The 15303-nt window shown below is 36.7% G+C and carries 18 protein-coding genes; 11 read left to right on the top strand and 7 right to left on the bottom strand.

Features of this window, described 5'->3' with window-relative positions:
• Positions 1–88: 88 nt before the first annotated feature.
• Together M899_RS00260 and M899_RS00255 are read right to left on the bottom strand one after the other, a co-directional pair.
• Positions 89–1162: a mannose-1-phosphate guanylyltransferase gene (locus M899_RS00260; RefSeq protein ID WP_021269391.1), complete on the bottom strand. Its 1074-nt coding sequence runs from the start codon at positions 1160–1162 to the stop codon at positions 89–91.
• A 60-nt stretch (positions 1163–1222) separates the two neighbouring features.
• Entirely contained in the window at positions 1223–1918 is a 696-nt protein-coding gene (locus tag M899_RS00255; protein ID WP_021269375.1) for an SPOR domain-containing protein, read from the bottom strand.
• Positions 1919–2121: 203 nt separating this feature from the next.
• Between M899_RS00255 and M899_RS18280 the strand changes: the two genes are divergently transcribed.
• From M899_RS18280 to M899_RS00240, 5 genes are all read left to right on the top strand, one after another.
• On the top strand, positions 2122–2298 hold the full coding sequence (locus M899_RS18280) for a hypothetical protein (RefSeq protein WP_021269388.1): 177 nt from the start codon (positions 2122–2124) through the stop codon (positions 2296–2298).
• Positions 2295–2462: a hypothetical protein gene (locus M899_RS18275; RefSeq protein WP_021269368.1), complete on the top strand. Its 168-nt coding sequence runs from the start codon at positions 2295–2297 to the stop codon at positions 2460–2462. Before M899_RS18280 ends, M899_RS18275 begins: the two co-directional genes overlap by 4 nt.
• Before the next feature lie 34 nt (positions 2463–2496).
• Positions 2497–3054, top strand: coding sequence for a hypothetical protein (locus M899_RS00250; protein WP_155897013.1), 558 nt, complete (start codon positions 2497–2499; stop codon positions 3052–3054).
• An 81-nt stretch (positions 3055–3135) separates the two neighbouring features.
• A complete protein-coding gene (locus M899_RS00245) occupies positions 3136–3606 on the top strand; it encodes a hypothetical protein (RefSeq protein WP_021269371.1) in 471 nt (156 codons plus the stop codon).
• Positions 3590–3904, top strand: a complete 315-nt coding sequence (locus M899_RS00240) for a hypothetical protein (RefSeq protein ID WP_021269397.1) — start codon at positions 3590–3592, stop codon at positions 3902–3904. Before M899_RS00245 ends, M899_RS00240 begins: the two co-directional genes overlap by 17 nt.
• A gap of 54 nt (positions 3905–3958) precedes the next feature.
• On the opposite strand, the gene M899_RS18705 is transcribed toward M899_RS00240, so the two are convergent.
• Positions 3959–4090, bottom strand: a complete 132-nt coding sequence (locus M899_RS18705) for a hypothetical protein (RefSeq protein WP_021269380.1) — start codon at positions 4088–4090, stop codon at positions 3959–3961.
• A 31-nt stretch (positions 4091–4121) separates the two neighbouring features.
• Here M899_RS18705 and M899_RS00235 point away from each other — a divergent pair, with 31 nt between their 5' ends.
• Both M899_RS00235 and M899_RS00230 read left to right on the top strand, forming a co-directional pair.
• A complete protein-coding gene (locus M899_RS00235; protein WP_196801705.1) occupies positions 4122–5465 on the top strand; it encodes a pilus assembly protein N-terminal domain-containing protein in 1344 nt (447 codons plus the stop codon).
• Complete coding sequence (locus tag M899_RS00230; protein ID WP_021269409.1) at positions 5449–6531, top strand: CpaF/VirB11 family protein; 1083 nt, start codon at positions 5449–5451, stop codon at positions 6529–6531. The genes M899_RS00235 and M899_RS00230 overlap by 17 nt, the downstream gene beginning before the upstream one ends.
• On the opposite strand, the gene M899_RS00225 is transcribed toward M899_RS00230, so the two are convergent.
• The 3 genes from M899_RS00225 to M899_RS00215 all read right to left on the bottom strand — a co-directional run bounded on the left by M899_RS00225 (position 6523) and on the right by M899_RS00215 (position 10325).
• Positions 6523–7680 carry an aspartate kinase gene (locus tag M899_RS00225; RefSeq protein ID WP_021269378.1) on the bottom strand — a complete coding sequence of 386 codons (1158 nt, stop codon included), beginning with the start codon at positions 7678–7680 and terminating at the stop codon, positions 6523–6525. The two genes, M899_RS00230 and M899_RS00225, sit on opposite strands and share 9 nt — an antisense overlap.
• Before the next feature lie 11 nt (positions 7681–7691).
• Positions 7692–9374, bottom strand: a complete 1683-nt coding sequence (gene ettA / locus M899_RS00220; RefSeq protein ID WP_021269413.1) for an energy-dependent translational throttle protein EttA — start codon at positions 9372–9374, stop codon at positions 7692–7694.
• A 90-nt stretch (positions 9375–9464) separates the two neighbouring features.
• On the bottom strand, positions 9465–10325 hold the full coding sequence (locus M899_RS00215; protein WP_231370241.1) for a hypothetical protein: 861 nt from the start codon (positions 10323–10325) through the stop codon (positions 9465–9467).
• 97 nt (positions 10326–10422) lie between these two features.
• Here M899_RS00215 and M899_RS00210 point away from each other — a divergent pair, with 97 nt between their 5' ends.
• The 3 genes from M899_RS00210 to M899_RS00200 are packed head-to-tail and all read left to right on the top strand — an operon-like array spanning position 10423 to position 12425.
• The gene (locus M899_RS00210) at positions 10423–10710 is read left to right on the top strand and encodes a hypothetical protein (RefSeq protein ID WP_021269370.1); all 288 of its coding nucleotides are present in this window, start codon (positions 10423–10425) and stop codon (positions 10708–10710) included.
• 2 nt (positions 10711–10712) lie between these two features.
• Positions 10713–11966, top strand: coding sequence for a class I SAM-dependent rRNA methyltransferase (locus M899_RS00205; protein ID WP_021269351.1), 1254 nt, complete (start codon positions 10713–10715; stop codon positions 11964–11966).
• A 9-nt stretch (positions 11967–11975) separates the two neighbouring features.
• Complete coding sequence (locus M899_RS00200) at positions 11976–12425, top strand: DMT family transporter (protein WP_021269407.1); 450 nt, start codon at positions 11976–11978, stop codon at positions 12423–12425.
• Here M899_RS00200 and M899_RS17295 read toward each other — a convergent pair.
• Complete coding sequence (locus M899_RS17295; RefSeq protein WP_052610284.1) at positions 12414–13397, bottom strand: gamma-glutamyl-gamma-aminobutyrate hydrolase family protein; 984 nt, start codon at positions 13395–13397, stop codon at positions 12414–12416. The two genes, M899_RS00200 and M899_RS17295, sit on opposite strands and share 12 nt — an antisense overlap.
• A gap of 339 nt (positions 13398–13736) precedes the next feature.
• Between M899_RS17295 and M899_RS00190 the strand changes: the two genes are divergently transcribed.
• The gene (locus M899_RS00190; RefSeq protein WP_021269346.1) at positions 13737–15194 is read left to right on the top strand and encodes a hypothetical protein; all 1458 of its coding nucleotides are present in this window, start codon (positions 13737–13739) and stop codon (positions 15192–15194) included.
• The last annotated feature ends 109 nt before the right edge of the window (positions 15195–15303 follow it).

Below are 15303 nucleotides of genomic sequence, written 5' to 3'. Positions count from 1 at the left end.
TCGCTGATAAAGCACTAGGATTACACAGGGCCTGTAGGAAATACGGCCCTATGACTAAATCTTAAACACAGATAATGTACTGAAATTACTAAAGAAGATCCTTACCTAAATCAGATTTTTTCAAATATTCCACGATATTTTTCACTCGTTGAGAGTCTTTCTTAGGAAGAACAACCACAGACTTTTCATTTGAGACAACAATAAGATCATCAACATTAATTAGCGAAACGAACTTATCTGGAGCAAAGATGATATTACCTTTAGCATTTTCAAAGTAGTGTCCTTTAGATTTAACGATCGTATTTTCTTCTTGTTCTTGAATAACAGCTTCAAGAGCATCCCATGACCCAAGGTCATTCCAATCAAATTCAGCAGGACATACACTCACATGACTAGATTTTTCCATTACTGCATAATCAATGGAGTCTTCAGGAATCTGAGAATATATTTCGGCCAACTTGGCCGGGTTATCGATATTCGTTAACAAAGGATCAAAGAATTTTGAAATCTCTGGTGAATGTGCAAAGAGTTCATCTTTGAAAGTTTTGATCGGAGCAACAAACATCCCAGCATTCCAATAAAAATTCCCACTTGAAAGATAATTTTTAGCAGTCTCAAAATCGGGCTTTTCTTTAAACTGATTTACGCGATATCCATTCGAAATGGCCTCGCCTCTTTCGATATAACCAAATCCAGTATGGGGAAAGTGCGGAATAATTCCAATTGTAACAATCTCTTTTCTTTCAGAAGCAATCTCGATTGATTTGCGAATCGTCGATTGAAAACCACGTTTATTTAAAATAACGTGATCCGATGGCACAACAACCATCAAATCATTATCTTTAGCTCCACCGGCAATAAGTCTTGCAAGTGATAGTAAAATACAAGGGGCCGTATTTCTTCCAGCTGGTTCAAAAATGATATTGCCATCACCTATCAAATCCTGACTAGAATCACGCACGAGTTCTTCTTGTTCTTTAACTGTAACAATAAATCTATCTTCAACATTCACTAAATCATCAAATCGCTCAAGCGTTTGGGATAAAAGTGGTGTATCTCCAGTGAGATTTAAAAATTGTTTGGGACGGCTTTGTGTTGATTCTGGCCAAAAGCGAGTTCCTCTTCCACCGGCCATAACTAGACAAAATACCTTTAAAGACATGGGTTTCTCCTCGTACAAAGGTTAAATATAGCATACAAGGATCAAAGGGATAAGAAGGGATTATTCAAACTTTGCAAAAAAGTAGTCAGAACCTGTGAAAAAAGACTGGTTTTTTAAAACAAAATCCTTTGCTTCACTCACTGAGTCAAAAACACCAACACTAACGCGGAACCACTTCCCTTTACTATCAACTTCTGTTTCGTAAATAATTGGATCGTAACCACGAACAGTTACAGTTTTTGCAAATTCCTCAGCATCGTCTTTTGATTTGTAAGCGCGCAATTGGATTGTATGCTTTCCTGTCCACTCGTTCTTTTTAACTTTTTCAGTTTCAGGCATTGAAGGAGCAGATGCAGCGACAACCTCTTGAGGTCTCGCTGCTACACTTGTTGTTTCGGGCATCGTTTTTTTCGAAGAACTTTCATTGAATTTATCATTTTCCATCTTAAATTCTTCTTCAATTTTCTTTTGGATTTCATCTCTGTAAGCATCATCGGATTTCTTATCCTTCGGCTTCTCTGTTTGAGTCTCAACAATGTTCTCAACGCTTTCTTCTTCAGTAGATTTAAAATCCATCTCAGGCCTTTCCTTCATCGCCTGCTGCATCTTACTTGTAATTCCAGCGTCTCTCATCGCAAACTCTCCGCCAATTTTTACACCAAGTAAAAACGACGCAAAAGAGGCCACAACCATGATTAAAAAGATGGTGAATACTTCTTTTTTAGCAAATACATATACTTTTGTTTTATCGTCCATATTAATCATTCTAAATGCCGTCAAAAATTCTGCAATAACGAGAACTTAGAGGAAGTTATTTCCTAGCGGTTAAAAAACCTGACTGATTAGTAAAAGTCTTTTCATACTTCTTTATTCAACTAATCAAAAAACAGTCCCCTCCTTTCAAAAGTGCAATGGCACTTCTTTCGCATTAAGCACTCTAACTTTACTAAGGAGAGCTTATGAAAAAGACAACTAACTTCAAAAATCAAAAAGGCCAGGGTGTTCTTGAGTACATCATTATATCGAGCTTAGTAGGAATTTTCTGTCTGGCCGCTGTTGGTAAATACGGTGAAGTTTTAAACAAGCGTATTAAAAACATGACCAGCAATGTTAGTGAAAGAATTCAACTGAAATGATTATTCAGCTTATAGTCGCCACACTTCTAGTATTCTCGACCTTTTCACTAGGAATTAAGACTATCTGTTTTTTTGAAGATGAAAATCTTCACTACTATAAAGAGTGGAAAAAATATGGAAAAGAGAAAGTTGAGTCCATGTCAGATGAGCAAGCAAAAGAATGAAGAAGGCCACATAGGTCTTCTCTTTCTTATGTTGTTGAGTTTTTTAGCACTCTTCTTTTTGTACTTCTCTTTTTCTATTGTTAAAACTCACGAAACTGTTGCAAACCAAATGGAGGCCACCCTTTGCTTTCAAAAAACAGTTTCTGTTACAAAAGATCTCTTAAATAAGATCATTATCAGCAATGATGTTATTTACTATGCTTTTATTGCTAAAAACATCCCTGGTCCCCACGTTAAGGCAGCAACACTCACCCACAAACTTACAAAAGTCTTTCAACAGGCCTACTACGCCATTTCAATTTTGAAATTATTGGACAAAAAAAAGCAATGTTCCTTCAAAAATATCTATTCCTACACTAAAAGCTTACCACTGAAGCGTAATGGGCTCGTCCTGCTTCAAAGAGATACACAAGGCAGAACCATCATCGAGAAGGAACAATGGCAACTCAAACAAAGTGTAGACAGCAGTGGTTACATTTCGGAAAGAATAACATTTCTAGGGGATTTCACGCTCAACGAAGGCAAAGTCTCCGTAAAAACTCAATGGAGCGAGGCTTCTTTGAAATGGAAACGGCTATTTGGCTTGGATTGATGGCCCTTATTTGTTTTAGCTCTGTCGCCTTATTCGAAAAATCAAAACAAGAACTTTCTATCAAGCATAAGGATTTCAAAAATGAATGGAACAACGACTAGTGACTTTCTCTTTCCAAAAGAAATTGAAAATAAAATCAAAAAGAAATTAACCATCAAATTTATTGTCGTTCTTATCATCACCAATTTGACTGTCTTAATGGCCGCATCACCGACTATTGAGAGAACACAAGTGGAAGAAATAAAAATCACAGGAAGTGTTGTGAGCTTGAAGCTAAAGTCTCACGTATCTTTACGAGATGGAAAGACACCAGTTTCTTTGTATGGCGCCAACAATAAACTCTTAAGTCCAGAGGCCTTCATATTAAAGAGACTAGATTCTGAAGATCAAATATTTAGCGACAAGAGTGAACTTTATGAAGTTGAGATCCCTAAAGACGATCTCGAAGTCATTATGAAAAATCCAAATGCCCAACTCTATGCTTTTCCACGAGGTCTAAATCTAAATACAAAAACGACAAAATCTGGAGGTCCCTATGAAATTATTTTTTAGTTCTTTAATGATTCTAAGCTCTACTTATGCTCAGGATATTGTCTACACATTTAAGAAGAAAGACTTCCTAGTAGAAGTGGCACAAAAATTTATGAAAGAGCATGCACCAGAGACGTCATACGCATTTGTTCAAAAAGACAATCCCTGTGCACCAATGGATTACACAAAAATTTTATTCCATGTCTGTTTTGAAGGTGAAGACATGAAATTCGTTCATTTGAACACTACTGATTTACCGAGAAAATATGCACTGTTATTTCAAAAAGACTTTGAGGAGTTGAAGAATGAAACTTATTAATAAAAAAGGCCTCCACGAAGGAAGCCTTTCAAATATAAAAATTCTTAGAAAGAATTATTTTTTCTCTGGGTGGATAGAGAACTTAGGTGTAGTACCTTTGTTTCTGTTAGCTGCTTTTCTTTTAGCACCAGCATTTTTAGTTTTTCTATCTCTTCTTGTCCATGTTGCTTTTGTTCTTGAAACCATGATCTCGCTCCTATATGTACAACTTCAATTATTGGTTAAATTATTAAAATCTAAGCACACATTTATACCCATAAAGCTCATTTCTGTCAAAGACTTAGTAAAAGTTCACGTAATTTTGGGGCTTTTCACCATGACACTAGGCCCAAGCTATGGAAATCAGATAGAACAAACTCAAAAGATTTTACTGAGCCTAGGTGAACACAAAGAGATTTCAATCAAAGACATATCGCGTTACACGATTTCGAATAACGAAGTTGTGGCACTTAAGTCAAACTCTAAAAAGGGATCAATCCTGCTAAAGGCAAAGAAGCAAGGCTATAGTGAAATTATCCTTTGGTTAAAAAATGGCCAAGAACAAACACTCAAAGTCTACGTTTATACAAAAGTTAAGCAACTCAAGTTATTGGCCCTTGCAGACACAGGAAAAAAATTAGGTCTTAGTGTTGATTTTTATGGTGATCAAATTGGATTAACTGGCCAGCTACAAAAAGTTAATGAATTAAAAATCTTAAAAGAACTTATTAAAAATGAAAAAGAACTTTTTGTTTTTAATGTGAGATTAACAAAAGGCCTAGTTAAAAATGTTATCTCAGAGCTCTATCAATACTTTGAAACATATTATGGTATAGAGATCTATTGCAATCTTTCAGGTATTGAAATCAATTGTTTCTACTCCAATGGATATGCCATTGATGAACAAGAAGAAAAAAATCTGGAAGAGCGATTTGCTGTAAATCTTACTAAAAAAGAAATCGTCGCAAAAAATTATAAGCTAAAAGTAAAAATCCTTCAGATGGAAACGATTAATAGTGAAGATAGAGACTTTGGTCTGTCAGGACTGAACTTTCCTCTATCTGATCTTTTTTACGGAGATGCAAAAAGCATTATTGAGAACAACTTATTCAAACTCCAAAAGAAAGATATTAATGTAGAAACGATTGCAACCCCAACCACTCTTTTAAAACTAAATGAAGAATCATTACTGCAGGTGGGTTCTGATATCCCCTACACGACAATGAGTGAGAACAACACTAATACTCAATGGAATTTTGCAGGGATGAAGTTGAAGATTGTTCTCTCAAAGAAGGCCAATCGCTTTCAACTTAATATCAACAGTGAACTAACAGGTCCGTCTGAAGAAGGAGCCATTAGTGGGAACAAGCAAAAAAGCATCTTCTATATTGATGCCAATAAACCATCACTCATTTTTGATGTTGGAATGGAAATAAAGGCACAAAAGACGGACTCATTGCCATTACTATCAAGCATTCCTTTTGTTGGAAAAATCTTTAAAGGAAGAGCGGATCAAAAAGTATACAAGAAAATAATCGCAATTGCTGAACTTATGGAAGTAAATGATGAACCAACAAATTAATGAAAAAATAACAGATCTATTTAAAGACGAATTTCATCATGGATTGGATAAGCAAAATATCCTTAGTTTTGATGAGTGTCTGTCAAAGGTTGAATTTAAAACAGGTTTAAAAAAAGAAGTAATGCCACTGTCAGAATTGGAATTGTGGTATAAATCTTTAACAGAGCTATCTGTACTATCGAAATTTATTAAAGAGCGTCTATTTGATGAAATGATTTGTCATGGTCATGACAGTATTAACTTTCTTTCTTCTGCGAAAAAGGAAATCGTACGTCATAATTTATATACGAAAAAAGATTTCAAAAAGGCGATTGAAATTTTGGCCCTTAAAAACGGAGTTTTTTGGAACTATACAAAACCTTTTGCGAGTTTTAAAACAATCATTGCAGACATTCCTTTTAGATGTACTCTTATTCATCCAGGTCTTTCACCGAATGAACAAACGAAAGTTTTTCTAAGAAGACAATCAGTAGAGAGTTTTACACTTAAAGATTTTGCAAGTGAATCCCAAGTTAAAATTCTAGAAGAATTATTTTATAACAAGGCCAATATTGTCATTGCTGGTTCAACAGGTTCAGGTAAAACTTCATTTATAAAATCACTCTTAAACAATTGTGCAAAAGATGAAGAGCACGTTGTTATTCTAGAAGACACTGAAGAGATCAATCCGCGCTATACTGAATGGACCCAACTTCTTGCTTCCAATAGTGAGGGAAAACATTTGATGGACTACTGTCATTATGCTCTAAGAATGACTCCTGATAGAATTGTTTTAGGAGAGATAAGATCAAAAGAAGTTATTCCATTTCTACTTTCCATGAATAATGGTCACAAAGGGCTAATGACGACAGTTCATGCCAATAGTGCAAGTGATACTCTCTCGAGGTTGTCCCTGCTCTTTTCTCTTTATAGTGATAATGGCAACAGTATTTCACACGATGCGATCAATAAAATGATTGCTTCGAGTGTAGATATAGTAATCTTTTTAGAAAATAAAAAAGTAAAAGAGATTGCTAGAATTATATCGTGGCACGGCCAAAGACCAACATTCGAGCTATTAAACTAGGATATCAAGAAGAAGATTGTGAGAGAGCTCAAGGGCGAGCTTCTCATCGATCTTATCAACTAAGAAAGAAAAGATTTTCTCAGTAACTTCGTACTTTTGAGTAAAAAGTCCGCGTTCACTAAGGTGAGTATGAGGAGCAAAATCTGAGTTTAAAAGATTATCACCGACAAATGTAATTTTAAGATAATCTTTGTTTTCAATATGAATATCACAAAAGGCCATACCAACGACTAGAGAATATTTCCCTTTTTCGTGATTGATAACTGTTCCTGTCTTGGCAGCATCATAACTATTTTTGACAAAAACATTTATATGCCCTCTTTTTGCAGGTTCTAGAGTTCTTGGAAAGAGAACTTTCGCTCCATAAGTGGCCATAAGCTCAGCGTCTTCATAAGACATGTGAGGAATAAATTGAACGTTGTTCACAACTCTTGGATCACAAGTGGCCACTCCTTCAACATCTGTCCAAATATAGACATCAGATGCTCCGATGGCCTCAGCAAAAAGAGCTGCTGAGAAATCACTTCCTTCACGGCCCAAAGTTGTCGTTTGACCGCAAACTGACTTACCGATGAAGCCTTGTGAGACATAGAGGACATCATCTTCAAATAATTTCGTGAAGATTTTTTCGGCCTTAAGTTTTATTTCATCCGGAAGTGGCGATGCTTTTCTAAAATGAGTATTAGTAACGATTACGTCTCTTGCATCAATTAGAATAACTTTCTTTTGAGGTAATATCTTTTGTAAATATGCCCACAAAATCGTTGAAGACATTCTTTCACCAAGCGCATAAACCTCATCCATATGGTGATCAAGAACAAATTCTTTCTGAGCAATTTGTGGCCCAAGATTTCTAATTTCATTGGCCATCTCTTGAAGAGAAGCTTCAACCATGGACTTTACTTCAAGCTCAGAGGCAATAGTTAAATGTCTTTCAATGACTTTATCAAGATGAATAAAGGCCTCTTCATAATTTGATAAAAAGAGAGAGGCCAATTTCTCAAGTTGATTAGTAGTATCGTACGTTGCAGATACCACAACAAGTTTCAAGTTGGCAGTTTCCTTAATAATGTTACTCGATCGCTTAAAAGCAATGCTATCACGAACCGAACTTCCACCAAATTTAGAAACCACCATCTTACTTGTCATATCTATCCAAATTAACGAGTCAGTTTTTTGTACTGGTGGCGCTTAGGATTTACAGCAGCGTCGCCAAGTCTTCTTCTCTTATCTTCTTCATAATCAGAGAATGAACCTTCAAACCAAACAACTTCACCTTGATCTTCAAAAGCAAGAATATGAGTTGCAATACGATCTAGGAAGAAACGGTCGTGGGAAATGATAACCGCACATCCGGCGTAATCAATAAGGGCCTTTTCAAGGGCCTGCAGTGTATTTACGTCAAGATCGTTTGTCGGCTCATCCAGAAGAAGAACGTTTCCACCTTCTTTAAGAACTTTTGCAAGGTGAACTCTGTTTCTCTCCCCACCAGAAAGTTCAGAAACAAGTTTCTTCTGATCTTCACCTGCAAAGTTAAAACGTCCAATATAGGCGCGAGAATTGAGCTCTTGTTCACCAATTTTAATAATATCAAGGCCATCAGCAATGACGTCGAAAATAGTCTTCTTAGGATCAAGCTCACGCCCTTGATCAACATAGGCAAGCTTCACTGTTTCACCAACGCGAATAGATCCACTTGTTGGAGTTTCTGTACCACTGATCATTCTAAATAGAGTCGTCTTACCAGCACCGTTGGCCCCGATAATCCCAACAATTCCCCCTGGAGGAAGTTTGAAATTAAGATTTTCATATAAAATTTTGTCATCATAGGCCTTTGATACACCTTCAGCTTCGATGACAACGTTACCAAGTCTTGGACCAGAAGGAATGAAAAGTTCATTTGTTTCATTTCTCTTTTCACTCTGCTCTTTAACTCTTTGTTCGTAATCTTTGATACGAGCTTTTGACTTCGCCTGACGAGCTTTTGGAGCTGAACGAATCCACTCAAGCTCTTCTTTCAGAGATTTTTGTTTTTTAGATTCAGTTTTTTCTTCTAGTTCAAGACGAGCTGCTTTTTGCTCTAACCAGCCACTATAGTTTCCTTGGAAAGGAATACCTTTACCGCGATCAAGCTCAAGGATCCAACCTGCAACGTTATCTAAGAAGTAACGGTCGTGGGTTACAGCAATGACTGTACCTTTATATTTTTGAAGGTGACGCTCTAACCACCAAACTGTTTCAGCATCAAGGTGGTTGGTAGGCTCATCTAGAAGAAGAATGTCTGGTTCTTTTAATAGAAGACGACAAAGGGCAACCCTTCTTTTCTCCCCACCTGAAAGCACACCACATTTTTGTTCTGATGGAGGACATCTTAGAGCTTCCATGGCAAGCTCAAGCCTAGAATCTAGATCCCATGCATTTGAAGCATCAAGTTTATCTTGAAGCTTTGCTTGTTTATCAAGAAGAGCATTCATTTCATCGTCGCTCATCTCTTCACCAAATTTCATATTAACTTCATCAAATTCTTTCAACAGGTCAACGATCTCTTGACACCCTTCTTGAACAACTTCTTTTACTGTTTTTTCAGGATCAAGTGTTGGCTCTTGTTCAAGATATCCAACAGAGTAGCCTTTAGACATAGTCGTTTCACCAAGGTGATCAGTATCAACTCCGGCCATAATTTTAAGTAGAGTCGACTTCCCTGCACCGTTAAGACCTAGAACCCCAATTTTGGCGCCATAGAAGTATGAAAGGCTAATATCTTTAAGAACATGCTTATTCTTATAAACCTTACCTACCTTGTGCATAGAATAGATAATTTGCTTATCGTTAGTTTGACTCATTTGATTCATCCCTTATGGTTTAAATTATTAAAAATAATGGCCCCTCTAACCTATTATAGAGAGGGCCAGTTTTCAATAATATTCGGATGTTTAGACAAATAACAACGAGCCAAAGAAACTGAGCATCATGGCAAAATATGGAAGCAGTGCAAATAAACACAAAAATACAAACTTTGCGACTTCAAGACGTTTGGCCAAAAGCTCCATGTCCCTTTCATAAGTTTCCCATAAATCATTTAGCGATTCCGCTAATGGAGCGGCAATTTCCATACCGTCATCTTTCCATCGCATAATATGTGTATTCATCTGCTCTCTTAATAAATCGAGGGCCTTGTCTCTCCCCTTTTGGGCCAAAAGCGTATTAATCTGAGATTTTTCAATAGTGCTATCTACATCGAGACCAACATCGGTTAGCAATTTGAAAGAGTGAACTTTAAGAAACCAAGGAGCGAATACCTGTTCTTTACGGTATGTGAGAAAAATACAAACGATAGTAAATACCACCATACCGGCCAGCTGATACATCAAAAAGCCAGTTGTACTAAAACTTATGCGACCTTTTAAAACATAGAGTGCAGCTTTCATAAAAACTTGAATAAAAACGATTGAGATCGCTGCTTGCATTAGTGAGGAAGCAATCTGTGAGTTGATTTTCTTTTTTATTTTCACCCACGTCTTTAGCCCTGCTTTAGTTTGTTTAAGAAAAGAAGATATGTCGGCACCAAATGTACGAGCGACGAGTGAGGACATCTCAATTAATTCGGTATAAAAACCATACTGAATGGTCTTATTATTTTGCCCAACTTCACCCTTGTGCCACAAGAATATTCGACGAGTTAATTCTTGCTCAAGGAGTCGGGCCTTCTTTTCATGACCGAAAAAATCCCTTAAATAATTGAATATAAAAAGAATTGAGCTAAACTCAAAAAGACACAATGCACCAATTAACATTATAAGAAATATCAACATCATCCACCTCTGTGACCTCTTATGCGAAAGGCGGGCCATATATATTGACTGAGTGAGTAACATCAAAGAGAATGGGCCTATGAGTACATTTAATGACACAACACATATCCTCAATGGCGGAAAATTCTTTCTTAACAATGAACCCGAAAAAAGAATTCTCGAACTTGAGAACAAAGCAGAGCTATTAAAAAAGTTGTGCCATGAGATTGACCCTTACTCAAAGATCACTGAAGAGCAAAAAGTGTCACTTGAGACTTTAGAAATTGTTCAATTCGACGATCCCTTTCTATTAACGAACCAACTTCTTCTTCTCACTGAAGATACGCTAGAAGAACTAGAAGAGCTTAAACAAAAAATTCAGGAATAATCATGGCCCAGTACTTGCCAGAAATTTTGCAAAGACCTTATCCAAGGGTCCAGCTTCACACTATGACCATTCAATACATGAAAAAAGGACACCCGTGGGTGACGGCCGATAGTTTTACGGCACGCTTTCCTGAGGATAGAACTTTTCTTATTGGAACAAATGGAAAAGATACAGAGAACTCACTTCTATTACATGATCCAAATCACAAGCAAGTAAAGGCACGTGTATGGACGACAAAGCCTCCATTTGTAGAAGCGGTTAAGCACTTCCCAGATGATTTAAAAAATAGAATTAGAGAAGCATTTTCAAGAAGAGAAAAACTCATTCAAAGCAATGAGCGCGATAACTATTATCTTGTCTTTGGTGAGGCAGATAGAGTTCCAGGTGTTATGGTGCAACTTCTTGGTGATACTGTTTTGGTTCAGTACTATGCAAACTTTTGGTATGCCCTTCAAGGATTTCTTGTGACGGCCATCGAAGTGGCATTAACGGCCTATTTCCCTGGGAAAAAATTCTCTATTTGTCTTCAAGAGAGAACTTTCTCACAAAGATCAAAAATTCAAAAAATCCATTTAAGTAAAATTGGTAAACCTCTTGAAGCTGAAAAAACAATTCAAGAATTTGGTGTGAACTACAAAATAATTATCGATAAGAATTATGATTTTGGAATTTACACTGACATGTCTGCAATAAGAAAGAAAATGGCCCCTTATTTTGAAAATGCTGAAGATGTTTTAAATCTATTTTCATACACAGGAGCTTATTCACTTTTTGCACTAAAGTGCGGGGCAAAGAGAACTTATAGTGTTGATCTATCTGGAAAGTATCTTTCATGGCTAGATGAAAATATCGCCCTTAATCCAGACCTTGAAGGATTGAATCAAAATATTGAAGCTCCCGTTGAAGTGGCCGTTGAAGACTTTCTTGCTGAAAAGAAAACTTTTTCATTCATCGTTTGTGATCCACCAAGTGCTTCAAGTGACGGTAAAAAAATGTCGACTTCATTTAAGAGTTACGAGGCCCTATTGCCAAAACTTGTACGCTTGACAAAGAATGGTGGGCATATTCTTATTTTCTTAAACACACATAATATCACTTGGAAAAAGTTCGAAGGACAAATAAATAAGATCCTTGATGAAAGAGTGAAAAGAAAAGTTGTGATTGAAAAGAAATTTAATCTTACTGATGATTGCCCACGTACAAGTGGTTTCTTTGAGGGAGATTATCTGAAAGGTTTATTACTAAAAGTTAACTAGGAAATATATATGAACGCAGCTCTTCTTATCCCCCTTCTTTTGGGAACAGTTGGAATTTTACAAGCAGGACTTAATAGAAATATGTCTAATGACTTAGGTCTAACGACTACGGCCCTATTTGGTAATCTTATCACGCTTTTGGCCAGTACGATTTTATTAATTGCTATAAAAACGACTCCAGAGAGCTTTCCGTCATTTTTCCAATTAAAATCATCAATCACTAATTTCAAGTGGTGGTATATCGTACCGGGAATTTTCGGATTCCTCTTTGTTATTGGTCTTCCATGGGGGATTTATAAAATTGGGGCCGTTAAAGTTACTGTCGGACTCATTGCCGCCCAAATGATTGCCGGTGTTTTATGGGATCTATATGTTGAGAAAATTCCCGTAAATACTATGAAAATCTTAGGAATCCTAAGTGCAGGTCTTTCAGTTACGCTAATTACTCTAGCGAAATAAATCTATAAAATTATAACAAGATGATCTTTGGGCCTTTGTTCTTTTTGCAAGAAGTACAAAGCGCTCAAGAATCTTCTCTCCGATATCATCATACATAAGTTCAGGATGAAATTGTAAAGTCACTCCCATGCCATCTCTAAACTCGAGGGCCTCGACTACTGGAATATCATCTAAACTTTTTGCCGTAATTTTGTAATCGGGATCATCATCCAAAACTTGTACTTCTTGGTGGTGTAATGAATTTACAGTTATCTCTTCATAATCAAACATAGAGAATGTATCTGAACTTCTGTCGATGAGAATTGGATGCTCACCTTTTACATGATGTGCTGGTGCATCTTTTTCAATTTGAATATCTTGATAGAGTTTTTTCCCATTGGCGACAGCACACATTTGATGGCCTCGACATATTCCAAATGAGATCCCTTTTTTTGCCTCTATAAAACCTCTTACAAACTTTAATTCGCTAACGTCTCTTTTTCGTATTGGATTTTTTGCATAGGTTTTTTTCTCACCATAGAGATAGGGATCAATATCATCACCGCCGAGAACTAAATCAGCATCAAAAGATTGAAAGAGTATTGCTCTATACTCTTTTGCTTCAATGGCGTTTAGTCCTAAATCGTGAACGACAGGAAGCATAACCACATCGGCCCCGTACTTTTTTAATCGCGCACTCACATTTTGAATTCGTGAGTTGTAAGGCGCCGTATACATTTCTCTTAGTTCGTTAGTTACAACAATGAAGTTGATTCGCTCATGGGTCAGTTTAAAATCTTGAAACTCTCCATATTGAAATTGTAATTCACCTACTTCATCTACAAAATCTTGAATATCACTTTTCGCGACAAGTTCATTAAGACTCTTTGTTGAATTTATTTTTTTAAAATAGCGATCAATTGCTTCTTTAGGACTTTCTCCCTCTTTCTTGGCCATTACAATAGGAACAGAATCTGGGAATTGTTTCCACAAGAAGACTTCTATGGACAAACAATCCATGGAACAAATTGAGATGAATAGAAGGACAAGTATGCGATACATAGAAATTAACAATGCAAATTAGTGACCAACTATTTCCTTCTTTTTCAAATGAAAAGCGTATAATCTGGCGAACAATGTCGAAACTTTAGGCAATATCTTGAGGCCAAACAATTGTCACAAAAAGTTGACACAATTTGGATTAAGAAACCCTCCTTTGCAGTACTTAAATATAGAGAATCACGTCTGATTTAGTTTTATTAAGAAAAATGATCAAGAATACTAAAGAAATTAACTCTTATTTACCGATTAGTTGCACGTAGGTTGACGGTTATGATTTTAAAAACAATTAAAGAATTTCCCATTACATCACTAACAGTCGTTGCGACTTTAGTACTCCCTTTCCTTCTTCGACCAGAAGTTCCAGAAGTTGCGCAAGTTGATAAGAAAGAGAGTATCGAAAAGGATTACAAAGACTATGATACTGAAAAGTATTGGGATGATAATACGAGTAAAAAGCCCGTTGTGGCCAATCAAGCAAATCGTGCCCCAAGTTCAGTAAATGAATCACCAACAAGAAGTAATGATAATATTCAAGACTTGGCCTCAGAACAAAGTGAGGCCTATGAGCCAGAGAATGTTTCATCAATAGGTTCAAGTTTTAGTCCTTCTTCATCTTCTTCAAGTGGTTCAAGTTATTCTTCTCCTTCTTCATCTGCTTCTTCATTTTCTTCTGATTCATCTGCACCATCTCTTGGAGATAGCGGAAGCTCTTCAAATAGCTCTTCTCCAAGTAATGAAGGAAGTTTTGCTGCAGGTGATTCAGAAGCAGTATCAGGATGTGGACAAAACTGTGGACAGACGGTCTCATCAACGACAACAACAGAAAGTGACAGTTCTTCATCTTCATCAGGAGATAGTTCTACTAGCTCTAGCGGTGGAAATATTCCATCTCCATCGGAAGCTTTAGACCCATCTTTTTATGCAGACAAGGCCTCTGGTACATATTCACAAATTCCGACAATTACTTTATCAGGTCAAGATGTTGCTGGAATCTATTACTGTATTGGAAATGGAAGTTGTTGTGATCCAACTTCAGGTGGACAACTTTATTCAAGTTCATTTCCTATTTCATCTGGAGATGGAAATTACTGTCTATCAATTGCTGGCCAAAGCGCTAACGGCTCATTCCTAGATAAAATCGATTATACATATACTGTAGACTCACAAGTTCCAGACCTTACTGTTACTCCAAACGTAAGATACCTACAAACAACAGAGGCCCTAAGTATTAATGTAACTTCCACTGACTTTGGTGAGAGTGATCACTATATGAGATTTTATAATTTACCAAGCGACCCAACGGGAAGTACGTGTTCTGAGATTTCAGAAAATAACGATCATGCAACAGTTGGTCTTGATATTGATAATGATGGTAATGCTGACCAATACGACCTTGCTTCTCTAAGTGGGGCCTATGTTTTGAGTGATGTAAAAAGAGAGTTAAGCTATGGACCAAATTACATCGTTTCTTTAATTGAAAATACTGTTTATGAAGACTCTCACTTATATTCATGTTCAACTGATATCATCGTACTTAGTGACTTTGATTATCTAATGGATTTCAACTCTTCAACAGGTTCGGTTCCTGTTAACGGTAACGGCCATATGGAATTTCAAGGTCACTTCAACAGCTACGGCCACTTTGGCGCGGGCGCTTCAGGTAGCGGCGTTGATACATCAAACGTGACAGCATATCTAGAATCAGGGGCCTTAAATATCTTAAATTAAGCGAAGGCCAATGCCTGTTTTAACAGGCATTTTCGCTTTTATCTCTTAAGATTGGACCAAAATAATTTCTAATTTACAAACACTTACAACGACAACATTAAGTTATCAT

The sequence above is a fragment of the Bacteriovorax sp. BSW11_IV genome (assembly GCF_000447755.1).
Lineage (GTDB): Bacteria > Bdellovibrionota > Bacteriovoracia > Bacteriovoracales > Bacteriovoracaceae > BSW11-IV.
The sequence above is the reverse complement of the archived record's forward strand: the minus strand, read 5'-3'. Positions and strand labels throughout refer to the sequence as shown.

Bases quoted from the DNA above. Each gene is read 5' to 3' on its own strand.
- M899_RS00260 (WP_021269391.1), bottom strand. From the start codon at position 1,162: ATGTCTTTAAAGGTATTTTGTCTAGTTATGGCCGGTGGAAGAGGAACT.
- M899_RS00255 (WP_021269375.1), bottom strand. From the start codon at position 1,918: ATGGACGATAAAACAAAAGTATATGTATTTGCTAAAAAAGAAGTATTC.
- M899_RS18280 (WP_021269388.1), top strand. From the start codon at position 2,122: ATGAAAAAGACAACTAACTTCAAAAATCAAAAAGGCCAGGGTGTTCTT.
- M899_RS18275 (WP_021269368.1), top strand. From the start codon at position 2,295: ATGATTATTCAGCTTATAGTCGCCACACTTCTAGTATTCTCGACCTTT.
- M899_RS00245 (WP_021269371.1), top strand. From the start codon at position 3,136: ATGAATGGAACAACGACTAGTGACTTTCTCTTTCCAAAAGAAATTGAA.
- M899_RS00240 (WP_021269397.1), top strand. From the start codon at position 3,590: ATGAAATTATTTTTTAGTTCTTTAATGATTCTAAGCTCTACTTATGCT.
- M899_RS18705 (WP_021269380.1), bottom strand. From the start codon at position 4,090: ATGGTTTCAAGAACAAAAGCAACATGGACAAGAAGAGATAGAAAAACT.
- M899_RS00230 (WP_021269409.1), top strand. From the start codon at position 5,449: ATGAACCAACAAATTAATGAAAAAATAACAGATCTATTTAAAGACGAA.
- M899_RS00225 (WP_021269378.1), bottom strand. From the start codon at position 7,680: ATGACAAGTAAGATGGTGGTTTCTAAATTTGGTGGAAGTTCGGTTCGT.
- ettA (WP_021269413.1), bottom strand. From the start codon at position 9,374: ATGAGTCAAACTAACGATAAGCAAATTATCTATTCTATGCACAAGGTA.
- M899_RS00215 (WP_231370241.1), bottom strand. From the start codon at position 10,325: ATGTTAATTGGTGCATTGTGTCTTTTTGAGTTTAGCTCAATTCTTTTT.
- M899_RS00210 (WP_021269370.1), top strand. From the start codon at position 10,423: ATGAGTACATTTAATGACACAACACATATCCTCAATGGCGGAAAATTC.
- M899_RS00205 (WP_021269351.1), top strand. From the start codon at position 10,713: ATGGCCCAGTACTTGCCAGAAATTTTGCAAAGACCTTATCCAAGGGTC.
- M899_RS00200 (WP_021269407.1), top strand. From the start codon at position 11,976: ATGAACGCAGCTCTTCTTATCCCCCTTCTTTTGGGAACAGTTGGAATT.
- M899_RS00190 (WP_021269346.1), top strand. From the start codon at position 13,737: ATGATTTTAAAAACAATTAAAGAATTTCCCATTACATCACTAACAGTC.